Origin of the sequence: Thioalkalivibrio sp. ALE20, assembly GCF_000381405.1 — a bacterium.
GTDB lineage: Bacteria > Pseudomonadota > Gammaproteobacteria > Ectothiorhodospirales > Ectothiorhodospiraceae > Thioalkalivibrio.
Window position 1 is genome coordinate 1 of the sequence record NZ_KB906482.1, and the last position, 12,957, is coordinate 12,957.

The window sequence follows — 12,957 nt, forward strand, 5'->3', positions numbered from 1 at the left end:
TCCTCCGCACCCCGTTTGGCCTGGACACCTCCCCCGGGGGTATAGTCAGGGCGCCCTGAGCCTTTGACTGCCCCCACCTGGACCAAGACGGAGGTGTCAGATGAGCAGCAAGAAGGCCAAGAGCAACCAGAACAACGGCAAGCGGGATAAGGGCCGGTTCTCCTCCAAGCGCAAGACGGAGGTGGTCCTGCGCCTGCTGCGCGGGGAGGACCTCGAGGCCCTGAGCCGGGAGTACGGGGTCACGGCGGCTCGGATCAGCCAGTGGCGGGAGGACTTCCTCGCCGCCGGCGAGGCCGGGCTCAAGGGCGGCAGCACGCACGATCCGCGCGATGAGCAGATCCGGGAGCTCCAGGCCAAGGTCGGGGAGCTGACCATGGACCTGGAGGCCTCCCGCGAGGCGGTCAGTCGCCTCAAGGAGGGGCGCCCTTTGGCCCCGGGGAGATCGAGCTCATGAGCCGGGCGTGCTCGGTCTCTCAGCGCCGGCCCTTCGGTGTCGCCCGGCTCTGTCAGGAATGGGGCATCCCCCGCTCGACGTTCTATGCCCGCCGTCACAGCGGCGCACAGCGCGCTGCACCGGCTCATCGCAAGCGGAGGCCGGGTCCCCGGCCGAGGCTGAGCGACGAGCAGCTGCACCAGGAGATCCGGGCGGTCATCGAGGGCAGCGAGTTCACCGGCGAGGGCCACCGCAAGGTCTGGGCCAGGCTGCGCCAGCTGCAAGGGATCTACACCTCCCGCAAGCGGGTTCTGCGGGTGATGCGCGAGCACGGGCTGCTCGCCCCGTACCGGGCCCGGCGCAACCTCGGCCCCGATGTGCACGACGGCACCATCATCACGGAGGCGCCGAACCGGATGTGGGCGACCGATGCCACCGCGACGTTCCTGCCGGAGTGCGGGCAGGTGACGGTCTTCGCCGTCGTGGACCACTACAACGCCGAGTGCCTGGGGATCCACGCGGCCCGCCCTGGGACCCGCTTCGAGGCGCTGGAGCCGCTGCGCCAGGCAGTGCGAAGGATCTTCGGGGGATTTCACCAGGGTATCGCTGCCGGCTTGGCCCTGCGCCACGACCATGGCAGCCAATACCTGAGCGATGTCTTCCAGCAGGAGTTGCGCTTCCTCGGCCTCGAGTCCTCGCCGGCGTTCGTCTACGCCCCGGAGGGCAACGGCGTCATCGAGAGGTTCTTCCGCACCCTCAAGGAGCAGCTGCTCTGGTGCCATGGGGCCCGCAACGTGGCGGAGCTCAACGAGGCCCTGCAGCGCTGGAAAGAGCAATATAACCAAGGTTGGCTGCTGGAGCGCCATGGGTTCCGGTCGCCGGCGCAGGTCCGTGCCGACTACCTTGAAACTATGCCGGTGGCGGCATGATCATGCTTACGGAGTGTCCAGGCATCCGGGTGCGGTACAAGCCGGAATATTCTGATTGTCGTGACGGATTTAATGTCCCGGAAAAATGAAACTTAAATCACAAGAGGGCCCCGCGTCTTCAAAGACCCGGCGCCACGCTGCGACATCAGGGGGCAACACCCCGCGCCCTGAACCATTGCGGTGCAGGGTTTCGGGGTGCTTGGGGAACGGGGGAAGGAAAAACGGGCGTCAGGCGGAGCGAGGTCCCGTGCCCTGCAGTGCCGGTTGCAGATGCGCAAGCACGCGGTCGATCAGCTCCATGTCGGCGAGCATCGCGCGCACGCCCGAGTCCAGCCGCGACTGCCCGCTCATCACATGGCCCACGTCCAGGAACCGCGCACCCTGCATGACCCGCAACGGGCCCAGCACGCGGCGTTCCTCGCTCAGCCAGAGGGCCAGATAAAGCGCGTCGTACTTGAGCCCGACGCTGACTGCGATCACCTTGTCATCCACTTCGCGCAGGGTCAGCAGGGCCTCGCGCAGCTCCCGGGGCAGGGTCGCGCGCACGTGTCCGGCATCGACACTGGCCCCCTCCTCCGGCCCCACCAGGAAGGCCTCATCAAAGCGTTCGTCCCCGGTGGGGACCGTCTGCCCGCTCAGCGCACGCGCCAGCACGGAGGAGTTGGGGTTTACCGCCACCCCCGGGTTGACGTCGCCATCGGTGCGCACGCGGAACAGCAACCCGCTGAAGACCTGTTCCGTACTGCTGTTCTTCCCGCCACTGCGGTACTTGAGATCGGCGTGAACCGCCTCGAACTGCAGACCCTGGCGACCCCCCGAGAACCGATGCTGCGCCCCGCCCGAATTCCAGTGCCGGATCAGACCCAGGGTCACCCACGGTTGCACCCATTCCCGAGCGTTGACGTCGATGCGGTAATCCAGCCCCCGGCCGGTCGCCTCGGCAACCCGGGGGACCAGTACCGTACAGGCCTCGCTTTCCCATTTCTGCTGCGCCCGGCGAAACAGGGCAAAGCTCAGGACGAACAGCACCATCACCGCGGCGGTGCTGGCGAAAGCCAGAAACGGCTGCACGGCCTCCAGTCCTTCATCGAGGCCCCCACCCAGCAGATAGATCGCGCCGTTCACGCCCACCAGCAGCACCAGAACGATCGCGATCAGGCGCAGGATGGCGCCCCGTCGCAGTGAGCGGCGGGTCTGTTCCAGCTCCTGCAGCTGGGGGCGCAGCTCCGCGACCAGATCATCGGGATCGGCGGTGGCCGGGCGCGCGGCGGTTTCCGTCGCCGCGGCCGGGCTCTCCCACAGGCGGAACACGTGGCTGTCGGCGCGGCCGGTCTCGCGCTCGCGGCGTTCGGCGGCACGCTTTCTGCGGTGCTCGCGCACATGCGTGAACACGTCGATCGCGGTCTTGAGCACCACCAGCAGGGCCAGCGCCGCCATGGGCGACCCCAGATACGTAACCAGTCCGCCGCCGGCGAGGATGGTGACATGCAGGACGACGATCCGCTTGTACGGCGCGACCATCACCTCGTTGGCGGTCACGCTCTCGTACTCGCGCCGGCCGATGAAGTTCAGCACATAGGACGTGCCGTGGCTCAGCAGCAGCGCCAGAAACGGGATCATCAGGCCGAAGTCGGACGCAGCATGGTCATCGGGCCGGAACATCGTCACCACGAAAATGCCGTGGACCATGGTGAACATGCCGTAATGGAACAGGAAGAACGGCGCCATGAACCATGCGCGGTTCTCGCCCTTGCGGCGTGCGAGGGTCACGAACCGGGTCACGGTGAACAGGCCGATCACCAGGTTCTCTGCCCAGAACAGCAGCAGGACCTCGTAGACCGTCCAGTCAAAGAACACCACGCCGGCCAGTGGAAGGCCGTTCACGGCGACCAGCAGAAGGGAAGTCACCAGTACCCGATCACGCATGCAAGCACTCCGGCAGGAAGTTCGCGGGCCGTCATGGCCCGTCGCCCGGGAGCTTAAACGGTCCCCCGCCCCGGCAACCCCTCCATATGCAGGGGGCCGCGCCGCCACGACCGATCCGGTATCCTGCCCGCATGTTCCGCAGCCTGGTCTACGACAGCCTGATCCTGCGCATGACCGCGCGCTGGTACGCCGCGGTCCTCGAGCGTCTGCCGCCGGGCGCGTACCTGCTGGACGTCGGCATCGGCACCGCCGGCGCGCTGCTGGCCAATACGGACACCGTCAGGCAGAAGGACCTCACCGTGACCGGCATCGACATCGACGCCGACTACATCGACCGTGCCCGCCGGCAGGTCGCGGCAGCGGCGCTGTCCGACCGGGTCACGGTGCATTGGCGGTCGGTGTACGACCACAACGGCGAGCCCTGCGACGCGGTGTATTTCTCCGGGAGTTTCATGCTACTGCCCGACCCGGTCGGGGCCCTGCGCCACTGCATCGGCCTGCTGCGCCCGGGCGGGCGGATCTACTTCACCCAGACCATCCAGCAGCGCCGATCGCCGGTGCTGGAGCGGCTCAAGCCCGCCCTGCGCAGGCTTACCAGCATCGACTTCGGCCGCGTCACCTACGAGGAAGACTTCCGCGCCCAGCTGGATGCCGCCGGTCTGTACATCGAGGAATGGACCGTGATCCAACGCCACGGGGCACGCGCCGCCTGCCTGGCCGTCGCATCGCCGAAGTAGTGTTAGCCTGTGTCCATGCTGAACGCACGACTTTTCCGGATCCCGCTTCTGGTGTGCGGGCTGCTGCCCGGTCTGGCCTTCGCCGGAACCCTGCGGTTTGCCCCGCTGCCGATGCAGGATCCGGAAACGGTGATGCGCGAGACGCAGCCGATGCTCGAGTACCTGAGCCAGGAACTGGAGGTCGATTTCGAGATCCGCTACGCCACGGACTACGACGAGATCCTCGAACGTTTCCACAACGGCACGGTGGACCTGGCCTATCTGGGTCCCCTGCCCTATGTCTCGCTGCGCGCCCGCTACCCCGAGGCCACACCGGTGGTGGCCTTCCGCGAACCCGGAGGTGAGGCGCAGTACACCTGCTCGGTGGTGATGTTCGCCGACGAGCGCCGCCCGCTCGACGATCTGACCGACCAGCCGGTGGCACTGACCCAGCCCCTGTCCACCTGCGGCTATCTGGCCACCGCGCACCTGCTGCGCGACGGCGGCACCCGGCTCGCGGCCACCGACTACCGCTACCTCGGCCACCACGACGACGTGGCCCTCGCCGTGGTGCGCGGCGAGGCCCTGGCCGGCGGGCTGAAGACCCACATCGCGCGCAATTATGCGCACCTGGGCCTGGTGACGGTGGCCGAGAGCGAACCGCTGCCCGGCTTCGCTCTGGTCGCCAATCGCGATACCGTCAGCGACGCACGGCTGCAGGAACTGCGCGAGGCGCTGGTTCGTCTGCGGCCCGCAGAATCGGACGAGGACGCCGAACGCATGGCCGAATGGGGCGAAAGCCTGCGCTACGGCGCGCAGGCGGTCGACGATGAGGATTACGCGGCGGTACGGCGGCTGCACGGCGAGGTCGCGATTCCCGAGCTCGGGCTCCCCGACCTGACGGCCCCCGCACCATGACCCTGGACCGTCGTATCATCTGGCTGCTGGCCGCGGCGGCCTGGGTGCTCGTCCTGCTGTTTTTGTATCTGAACTGGCAGGACAAGGCCGGCATGCACGAACAGCGCCAGACCGCGACGCTCGACACCGCCTACCAGGCCGCGGTCAACAGTTTTGACCTCGCCGCGCAGGCGTACTTCCGCGAGGCAGTCAATCGCACCGAGGTCGTGGAACTGCTGCGCGCGGGCCAGCAGGCCGAGGACGAGGCGGAGCGCGCCCGCCTGCGCGGGCGGCTGTATCGCACCCTGTGGCCAACCTATGACCGCCTGCGCGAAGGCGAACTGCGGCAACTGCATTTCCACACCGCCGAGGGAATCAGCTTTCTGCGCTTTTTCTCGCCGGAATACCTCGGTGATGATCTGTACGCGACGCGACCACTGATCCGCGAAGTTCACCGCACCCGCGAACCGGCGGCCGGGTTCGAGACCGGGCGCTCGCTGTCCGGTTTTCGCTATGTCTATCCGCTGCACGACGGGGACGAATTCGTCGGCAGCGTGGAGTTCAGCATCCCGTTTCGCTACGTCCGCGAGATGATGAACGAGCTGGACGAAACCCGGGAGTTCCAGCTGATCCTGCGGCGCGACGCAGTGGAGGACAAGGTGCCGCCGGGTTTCCTCTCGCTGTACGAGACCTCCTGCCTGCACCCGGATTACGTCATCGAGGACACCAGTCTGGTGTTTCCCGACTCGCCCCGGCCGCCGTCGGAAGAGATCCGTGCGATCAGCCAGCAGCTGGCCGATGACCCGCGCACCGCCGAGGCGATCGATGCGGGGGCGCGAGGGGTGCTCTCCGTCGGGCTGGAGGGCGCGACCTGGGCGGCCAATCTGCTGCCGATCACCGATCCGGCCGGGGACCGCGTGGCCTATGTGGTCGCCTACACCCCGGACCCGCTGACTGGCGTGTTCCGGCGCGAATTCGCCGCCGCCGCGCTGGGCGCCACGCTGCTGATCGGCCTGGCCCTGCTCCTGCTGCTGCGGCTGGTGACTTCCCGTGAACGTCTGCGCAACCAGCGCGCCTACCAGCAGGCCATCACCAACACCATGGCCGAGGGCCTGTACGCCCAGGATGAGGCGGGCCGCATCACCTTCATCAACCCCGCGGCCAGCGAGATCCTGGGCTATCGGCCGGAGGACCTGCTGGGCAAGGACGCCCACACCCAGTTCCATCGTCACGCGGGCAACCTGTACCCCGATGAGCGCGACTGCCCCATCCGCCAGCGCGTGACCACGGGGCAGGTTTTCGAGGGCGAGGAAACCTTCCGCCATCAGGATGGCCGCCTGATCCCGGTGGAGGTCTCCAGCCGGCCGCTGTACCAGGAAGGGGTCCGGACCGGCGCGGTCACCCGGTTCCGCGACATCAGCGAACACAAGCGGGCGCGGGAACGCCAGAAACTCGCCGCCAGCGTGTTCACCAGCGCCAACGAGGCGATCATCATCACCGACCCGCAGTCCCGGATCCTGATGGTCAACGAGGCCTTCACCCGGCTGACCGGGTACACACCGGAAGAGGTCGAGGGTCACAACCCGTCGATCCTCGGTTCCGGACGCCAGGACGCAGCGTTCTATCGCCGGATGTGGCAGGACCTGCGGGAAAACGACTACTGGCACGGCGAACTGTGGAACCGGCGCAAGAACGGCGAGCTCTACCTGCAGCTGGGCACCATCAGCGCGGTACGCGACGAACACGGAGAGCTGCTGCACTACGTGGGCCTGTTCTCCGACATCACCGAACGCCGGGAATACCAGGAGAGGCTCGAATTCCTCGCGCATTACGACCCGCTGACCGAACTCCCGAACCGCGTCCTGCTGCTCGACCGTGTGCGCCAGGCCATGCAGCTCGCCACGCGCGAAAGCCGCCGGGTGTGCGTGGCGTACCTGGACCTGGACGACTTCAAGGACATCAACGAGCAGTGGGGACACGCGGCCGGTGACCGGATGCTGCTGGAACTCGCCCGGCGGCTGGAGGCCGGTCGCCGCGAGGGCGACACCGTGGCCCGGCTGGCCGGCGACGAATTCGTCCTGGTCCTGGTCAATCTGGACAGCGACGAGCAGTGCCGCGCCCTGATCGACGAGCTGCTGCGCACGCTGCAGCGGCCGATCCCGATCGACGGGCAGAACCTGAGCTGCAATTCCAGCATCGGCGTGACCACCTATCCGCAGGCCGACGAGGACGTGGACGGCGAACAGTTGCTGCGTCAGGCCGACCAGGCCCTTTACCAGGCCAAGCTGCAGGGCAAGAACCGGCCGTACTTCTTCGACGCCGCCGGGGATCGTCGCCTGCGCGATCGCCACGAGACCCTCGAACGGCTGAAGCTCGCGCTGGAACGCGAGGAGTTCGTGCTGTTCTACCAGCCCAAGGTGAACCTGCGTACCCGCGAGGTCATCGGCGCGGAGGCCCTGATCCGCTGGCAACATCCCGAACGCGGACTGCTGCCCCCGGGCGCCTTCCTCGACGACCTGCTGGAACAGCCGCTGGAAGTGGATGTCAGCCGCTGGGTGATGGAACAGGCCCTCGCGCAGGTCAGTGCCTGGCAGGCAGGCGGCATCCACCTGCCGGTCAGCGTGAACGTCCCCGCGCTGCACCTGCAGGAGCCGGACTTCGCCGAGCAGATCGCCGGGCTGCTCGGACATTTCCCCGATCTGCCCGCCAACAGCCTGGAACTGGAAATCCTCGAATCCAGCGCCCTCGCCAGCCTCGCCCACGTCTCGCGCGTGATCGAACGCTGCGCCAAGCTGGGCGTGCAGTTCTCGCTGGACGACTTCGGCACCGGCTACTCGTCGCTTTCCTACCTCAAGCGCATCCCGGTACAGGTGGTCAAGATCGACCGCAGCTTTGTCGGCGACATGCTCGAGGACCCCGACGACCTCGCCCTGCTGGAAGGCATCATACAGCTCGCCCAGGTGTTCCAGCGCCAGATCATCGCCGAAGGCATGGAAACCCCCGAGCAGGGCGAGCGCCTGCGGGAACTCGGCTGCGAGGTCGTCCAGGGCTACGGCATCGCACGCCCGATGCCCGCCGCAGAGATTCCCCGATGGCTGGCCCAGTGGCAGGCGGGATGAACGCCCTGTTCGCGTTCCTCGCGCCGTTTCGCGGGCTGGCGCGCGTGTTCGACCCGGGCCTGCGCGGCCTCGTCATCGGTCCGCTGCTGATCAACATCGGGGTCATCATCGGGGTCGGTGTCGCCGCCGGATTCGGCTTCGAGATCCTGCTGGACACCTGGCTGCCGGCCGGCTGGGACTGGCTCGCCTGGCTGCTCTGGCCACTGTTCGTGCTGACCCTGCTGGTAGGCTTCGGGGTCTCCGCGGTGGCCCTGGCCGCGATCATCGCCAGTCCGTTCTCGGGACCGCTGGCCTACCGCGCCGCCCGGGGCCTCGGCCACGAACCACGCCAGCCCGCGCGCTCGCTGGCGGGGGAGATGGGCCACGCCACGGCCACCGCCCTGCGCAAGTTCGGCTACTACGCGCTGCTGTTCATCCCGGTGCTGCTGATTACCGTGATACCCGGCCTCAACCTGCTGGCCTCGCTCGCCTGGTTCGTGTTCGGCAGCTGGGTCCTCGCGGTGGAGTTCCAGGAGCCGGCGCAGGCCAACGACGGGTTCACCTTTGCCGAGATCCGCAAGGGCCTGGGCCGGCGCCGTCCAGAGACCCTCGCGTTCGGCGCCGGCACGACGGTCCTGGCGATGGTGCCGGTGGTCAACCTGCTGCTGGTCCCGGCGGCGGTGATCGGCGCCACCCACCTGTGGGTACACCATCAGCCGCGAGGCTGAGAGGACGGGACAGGGTCAGGACGCGTTGCGCGTCGGGGAGGTCTTCCTGCCATTCATCGTTCCAGCCGGTCGGTCAGACGGCGGAATTCCTCGCGGATCTTGTCGTTGCGGAATTCCGCGGTCTCCGGGACCTGCAGCTCGGACAGGGTCTCGAAGGTGTCCAGGCCATCACGGATCAGATCCGCCACGTTGGCACTGAGCTGCACGGTGCGGTAGGTGTTGACCGCCACCTGCTTCTCGTAGCGGCTGATCTCCAGTGCCTCGGCCACCTGGTCGCGCTGGCCGGTCACCACCTCCAGGTACAGGTCGATCGCCTGGCGGGTCAGCTCGTTGGCCGCGATATTGGACTCCAGGCTGTCGCGGTGCCCGCCCTCGCGGATCAGTTCCCGCGACTCGGCGATGATCTCGTCGGCCTCTTCGCGGTAGGCCTCCAGGCGCGGGACGATCTCCTCGTCCACCCGTTCGACAAAACGCCCCTGCATGGTCACCACCAGCCGATGCAGGATCACCACCATGCCGTAGTAACGACCGGCCACGTTGAGATTTTCCCCGCTCTCGCGGGTGAGCTCCTCGAGACGCTGCGTCAGCGTGCGGATGCTGCGGAACACCACCGCCATGGACACCACGTCGTCGCCGATCGCCGAGCTCATCCACAGTTCCAGCTGGTCCGGCGGCATGGACAGCCCCACGCCTTCCAGCGCCGTGGCCATCTCGCCCTTGAGCGCCTCCAGTTCCTCCTCGTAGGCGGCGATGTTGCGCTCGCGTGCCTCGATCAGGCGGTCGAAGTCACCCCGGGTGCGGGCGGTCATCTCGCGCAGGGTCTCGGTGGGCGTGAACCGAGCGAGCGTGCTGGCATCCGTATCCGGCGCGAACATCCGCTCCTCGCGCAGATCGGCCCGACGTTCCTGTTCGGTCATGATCCGGTCTTCCAGCTCCCGGTACTGGCGACGCATGGACACGATCTCGGGCACGTCCATGACCTCCAGCGCGTCATCGATCAGGTCGTCGATGTCCTCCCGGGCGCTCTGCTGATCGCGCCGCAGCCAGCGGCTTTCCGGCAGCTCGGTCAGCTCGTCGAAGTGCCGGCTCGCTTCGCCCAGCAATTCCACCGCCCGACGCTGGTCGAACGACAGCGCGTCCTCCTCGCCGTCATCCTCCTCCACCACCTCCTCGACAGCGACCCCGTCGAGCTCCGCCGGACCCTCGCGGTCCGAGGCCGCCACCGGGGCGCAGACCAGCGCCAGGCCCGCGAACACCGCCAGTACTTGCCACTTCATCGCATGCCCTCCAATACTCGGCTGGTTCTGCACTGGAACGAATACGCCCGGACCGCCCTTCGAGTTCGACGACGACAGGATCGACGAACACGGACCATACACCCAGCTGGCACTGCCCTAGGAGTTACGCGCCAGCCAGCGGTCCAGGGCATTGCCGAAGGCCTGACGGTCGCGCGGGCCCAGTGCCGCCGGCCCGCCGGTGTCGACCCCGCTGGAGCGCAGGGTGTCCATGAAGTCGCGCATGCTCAGGCGCTCGCGGATATTGTCGCGGGTATAGAGCTCGCCCCGCGGGTTGAGCGCCTCGCCGCCCTTTTCGATCACCTCGGCCGCCAGCGGGATATCCGCGGTGATCACCAGATCACCCGCCTCGAGCCGCCGCACGATCTCGTTATCCGCCACGTCGAAGCCACTGCTCACCCGGATCGAGTCGATCAGTTTCGACGGCGGCGTGCGCACCGGCTGATTGGCCACCAGGGTCATCGCCACCCCGGTGCGCTTCGCGGCCCGGAACAGGATCTCTTTGATGACCGCCGGACAGGCGTCCGCGTCCACCCAGATCTTCATGCCGATGCCCCCGCCTGCCCCGACATCCGACGGACGGGCACGCGGGACCCTCGGTCGGTCACTGACCCCTTTATCATGGTTCCCTCTCGGCAGTTCGGACGGCTCAGTCCGGATCGATTCCCAGGTCCGCGGCCACCGCAAGCCAGTAGGGTTCGGCCTCGCAGGAGCAGCAGTCGCACCAGAACTCCACGCCTTCGTGCATGCTCGGACTCCGGGCGGCGGCCGTCGGCGTGCCCTCGTCGCCGGTCTCGCTGTCGCACTCTTCCGCTCGCCCCGTCGGAGTGCCCGGATCCGGGGGAGCACCCGAACCCGACGTTGCCGGAATCTTCTGCATCACCATATCTCCCGTGCCGCCAGCGCCCTTCAGTACCTTTGATGTATAGACCATCGCCCCGGCGGGCTGGTGTTCCGGCCCTGCACGTGATATCCGTGCGTTCGACGCGATTCACGCCGCTACCGGAGCACCGCATGGGCATTGAAATCACCGGCATTCTGGGCCTTGTCTGGCTGCTGATCATCATCTGGGCGATTGTCCGGACCGCACAGAGTCCCGCCGGCCCGGTGGTGAAGGTCCTGTGGATCCTGATCCTGCTGTTCCTGCCCCTGCTGGGGCTGATCGCCTGGCTGCTGCTCGGACCGAAGTAGGCCTCCGCGCACCGCGGTCCGCTCGCCGGGCGCGTGCTTCAGCCCAGTTCGTGCTCCAGCAGCGAGGCCAGGGCGTGCAACATGGCCTGGCGACGCACCTCGTGGCGCTCGCCGGCGAAGTGCCGCGTCTCGGTGCGCACGGCTCCGTCGCGCGCCTGCCACCCGAAGCACACCATGCCCACCGGCTTGTCCGGCGAACCGCCGCCCGGCCCGGCGACGCCGGTGACCGACAGGGACAGGTCGGCGCCGCTGTGCGTCAGGCCGCCCGTGGCCATCGCGGCCGCCACCTCTTCGCTCACGGCGCCATGGGCCTCCAGCAACGCCGGGTCCACGCCCACCAGGCGGGTCTTGGCTGCGTTGCTGTAGGTCACCCAGCCACACTCGAACCAGGCCGAACTGCCGGGCACATCGGTCAGTGCCTGGGCAATCCCGCCCCCGGTGCAGGATTCCACCGTGGCCATGATCAGCCCGCGCGCGGTCATCCGCTCCCCCAGGTCATAGACCAGGGCCGACAGCCCGGTGACATCCGCCTTGCGCAATTCGGTCATGGTGTCGCGTCTCTCGTGGGTTCTTCTTCAAAGGCCACCGCGAGGCGCCATCGGCGCCGGCCCTCGCGGTCGGGATCCGCGCTGTCACAGCGCAGCACCCGACCCCGCCGCTGCAGGTTCTCGATGCGCGGATCGGGGCTCGGCACCGTCACCATCACCCCCACCCCGGCATCCACCTCGAAGCCGGTCATCAGCGCACAGCCGCCGGCGGCCAGGTCATGGATTTCCACCCGCGTGGTCTGCCCCGAACCGGTCCAGTACACCTCCCCGGTCACGCCCACGGGGATGCGACGATCCCGTCGCCGGTCCTCCTCGCCAAACATGTCTCCATCCTTGCCCCTGGGGATTCGGACTCCGAGTCTGACACATTCCGGTGCGCTTGCAGCAGGGGCTGCCGCGACGGGACGGAATGGCATACCATGGATCAACCACCTCCAGAAACGCGCCCGCCATGCTTGCACGCCTGTTCCAGCCCGATCCGGTCCTTGATGTCGACACCCGCGAGTGGATCCGCGCGGTGTTTGCGTGGGTGGACCGTCAGCCCGCCGCCGACCGGCCCTTCGACCCGCCGACCCTGGTGCAGCCCATCCGTGAACACTTCCCGGGCGAGGCGGACAGCCCGCACGGCATGGCCGAGCAGGTGTTCGCCAGCGTCCGCCGGCATGCGGGCCTGGAGCAGCGCGCGGCCCGCCTGGCCGAACCCGGAGGACTGGCACCGCAGCCGGTCACCGCGCTGGGCGCGGCCAGCGCCGGTGGCGAGCGGATCTTCCATTACGACCCGCAGCTGATCGGGAATCGTCAGGCCCTGGTCGGCACCTTCGCGCAGGAACTGGCGGCCTGGTGGGTGGAGGGCATCCGCGAACCCGCCCCGGCCGCCGAGCGCAATGCCGACGCCATTGCCGAGCTGGTGGCCACGCGCATGGGCTTCGGCATCTTTCTGGCCAACACCGCGTTCCGCGTGCGGGTCAACGGCTGCGGGGCGTGCAAGGGCCCGTCGGCCGATCGCGACGCCGACCTCGGCCGCGACGAACTCGCCTGGGCCCTGGCCCTGTTCTGCCGCGACCACGGCATCGCGCCGGCACGCGCCCGCGCGCATCTCGAATCGCCCCTGCGCACCACCTTCCGCAAGGCCTGGCGCTACACCGGGTCGCGCGAGGGCCGCGAAGAACGCCCCGCCGCCACCGCCTGACCGGACA

General features: G+C 68.1%; 13 protein-coding genes. 7 read left to right on the forward strand and 6 right to left on the reverse strand.

Features of this window, described 5'->3' with window-relative positions:
* Positions 1-100: 100 nt before the first annotated feature.
* Positions 101-1,362, forward strand: a protein-coding gene (locus tag F790_RS0112420) for an IS3 family transposase (protein ID WP_369773037.1) whose coding sequence is annotated in 2 segments (ribosomal slippage) — positions 101-403 and positions 406-1,362 — 1,260 coding nt in all. Because the reading frame shifts where the segments join, the coding sequence is not laid out codon by codon here.
* A gap of 228 nt (positions 1,363-1,590) precedes the next feature.
* On the opposite strand, the gene F790_RS0112425 is transcribed toward F790_RS0112420, so the two are convergent.
* Positions 1,591-3,288: a DUF6498-containing protein gene (locus F790_RS0112425; protein ID WP_019591862.1), complete on the reverse strand. Its 1,698-nt coding sequence runs from the start codon at positions 3,286-3,288 to the stop codon at positions 1,591-1,593.
* Positions 3,289-3,419: 131 nt separating this feature from the next.
* Between F790_RS0112425 and F790_RS0112430 the strand changes: the two genes are divergently transcribed.
* Genes F790_RS0112430 through cysZ form a run of 4 tightly spaced genes read left to right on the forward strand, consistent with a single transcriptional unit; the run spans position 3,420 to position 8,727 of the window.
* Positions 3,420-4,025, forward strand: coding sequence for a bifunctional 2-polyprenyl-6-hydroxyphenol methylase/3-demethylubiquinol 3-O-methyltransferase UbiG (locus tag F790_RS0112430; RefSeq protein WP_019591863.1), 606 nt, complete (start codon positions 3,420-3,422; stop codon positions 4,023-4,025).
* Between the two features lie 15 nt (positions 4,026-4,040).
* Positions 4,041-4,922, forward strand: a complete 882-nt coding sequence (locus F790_RS0112435) for a PhnD/SsuA/transferrin family substrate-binding protein (protein WP_019591864.1) — start codon at positions 4,041-4,043, stop codon at positions 4,920-4,922.
* Positions 4,919-8,020, forward strand: coding sequence for an EAL domain-containing protein (locus F790_RS0112440; RefSeq protein ID WP_019591865.1), 3,102 nt, complete (start codon positions 4,919-4,921; stop codon positions 8,018-8,020). Before F790_RS0112435 ends, F790_RS0112440 begins: the two co-directional genes overlap by 4 nt.
* Positions 8,017-8,727: a sulfate transporter CysZ gene (cysZ, locus tag F790_RS0112445; RefSeq protein ID WP_019591866.1), complete on the forward strand. Its 711-nt coding sequence runs from the start codon at positions 8,017-8,019 to the stop codon at positions 8,725-8,727. Before F790_RS0112440 ends, cysZ begins: the two co-directional genes overlap by 4 nt.
* 53 nt (positions 8,728-8,780) lie before the next feature.
* Here cysZ and F790_RS0112450 read toward each other — a convergent pair whose 3' ends face one another.
* The 3 genes from F790_RS0112450 to F790_RS14560 all read right to left on the reverse strand — a co-directional run bounded on the left by F790_RS0112450 (position 8,781) and on the right by F790_RS14560 (position 10,902).
* Positions 8,781-10,004 carry a hypothetical protein gene (locus F790_RS0112450; protein ID WP_019591867.1) on the reverse strand — a complete coding sequence of 408 codons (1,224 nt, stop codon included), beginning with the start codon at positions 10,002-10,004 and terminating at the stop codon, positions 8,781-8,783.
* A 117-nt stretch (positions 10,005-10,121) separates the two neighbouring features.
* Positions 10,122-10,568, reverse strand: a complete 447-nt coding sequence (locus F790_RS0112455; RefSeq protein ID WP_019591868.1) for a YaiI/YqxD family protein — start codon at positions 10,566-10,568, stop codon at positions 10,122-10,124.
* A 103-nt stretch (positions 10,569-10,671) separates the two neighbouring features.
* Positions 10,672-10,902, reverse strand: coding sequence for a hypothetical protein (locus tag F790_RS14560; protein ID WP_156002720.1), 231 nt, complete (start codon positions 10,900-10,902; stop codon positions 10,672-10,674).
* Between the two features lie 134 nt (positions 10,903-11,036).
* On the opposite strand from F790_RS14560, the gene F790_RS14345 reads away from it, so the two are divergent.
* Positions 11,037-11,213: a PLDc N-terminal domain-containing protein gene (locus F790_RS14345; protein ID WP_018870463.1), complete on the forward strand. Its 177-nt coding sequence runs from the start codon at positions 11,037-11,039 to the stop codon at positions 11,211-11,213.
* Positions 11,214-11,251: 38 nt separating this feature from the next.
* On the opposite strand, the gene F790_RS0112470 is transcribed toward F790_RS14345, so the two are convergent.
* Together F790_RS0112470 and F790_RS0112475 are read right to left on the reverse strand one after the other, a co-directional pair.
* Positions 11,252-11,761, reverse strand: coding sequence for a CinA family protein (locus tag F790_RS0112470; RefSeq protein WP_019591870.1), 510 nt, complete (start codon positions 11,759-11,761; stop codon positions 11,252-11,254).
* On the reverse strand, positions 11,758-12,084 hold the full coding sequence (locus tag F790_RS0112475; protein WP_019591871.1) for a PilZ domain-containing protein: 327 nt from the start codon (positions 12,082-12,084) through the stop codon (positions 11,758-11,760). The genes F790_RS0112470 and F790_RS0112475 overlap by 4 nt, the downstream gene beginning before the upstream one ends.
* Before the next feature lie 128 nt (positions 12,085-12,212).
* On the opposite strand from F790_RS0112475, the gene F790_RS0112480 reads away from it, so the two are divergent.
* On the forward strand, positions 12,213-12,950 hold the full coding sequence (locus F790_RS0112480) for a hypothetical protein (RefSeq protein WP_019591872.1): 738 nt from the start codon (positions 12,213-12,215) through the stop codon (positions 12,948-12,950).
* The last annotated feature ends 7 nt before the right edge of the window (positions 12,951-12,957 follow it).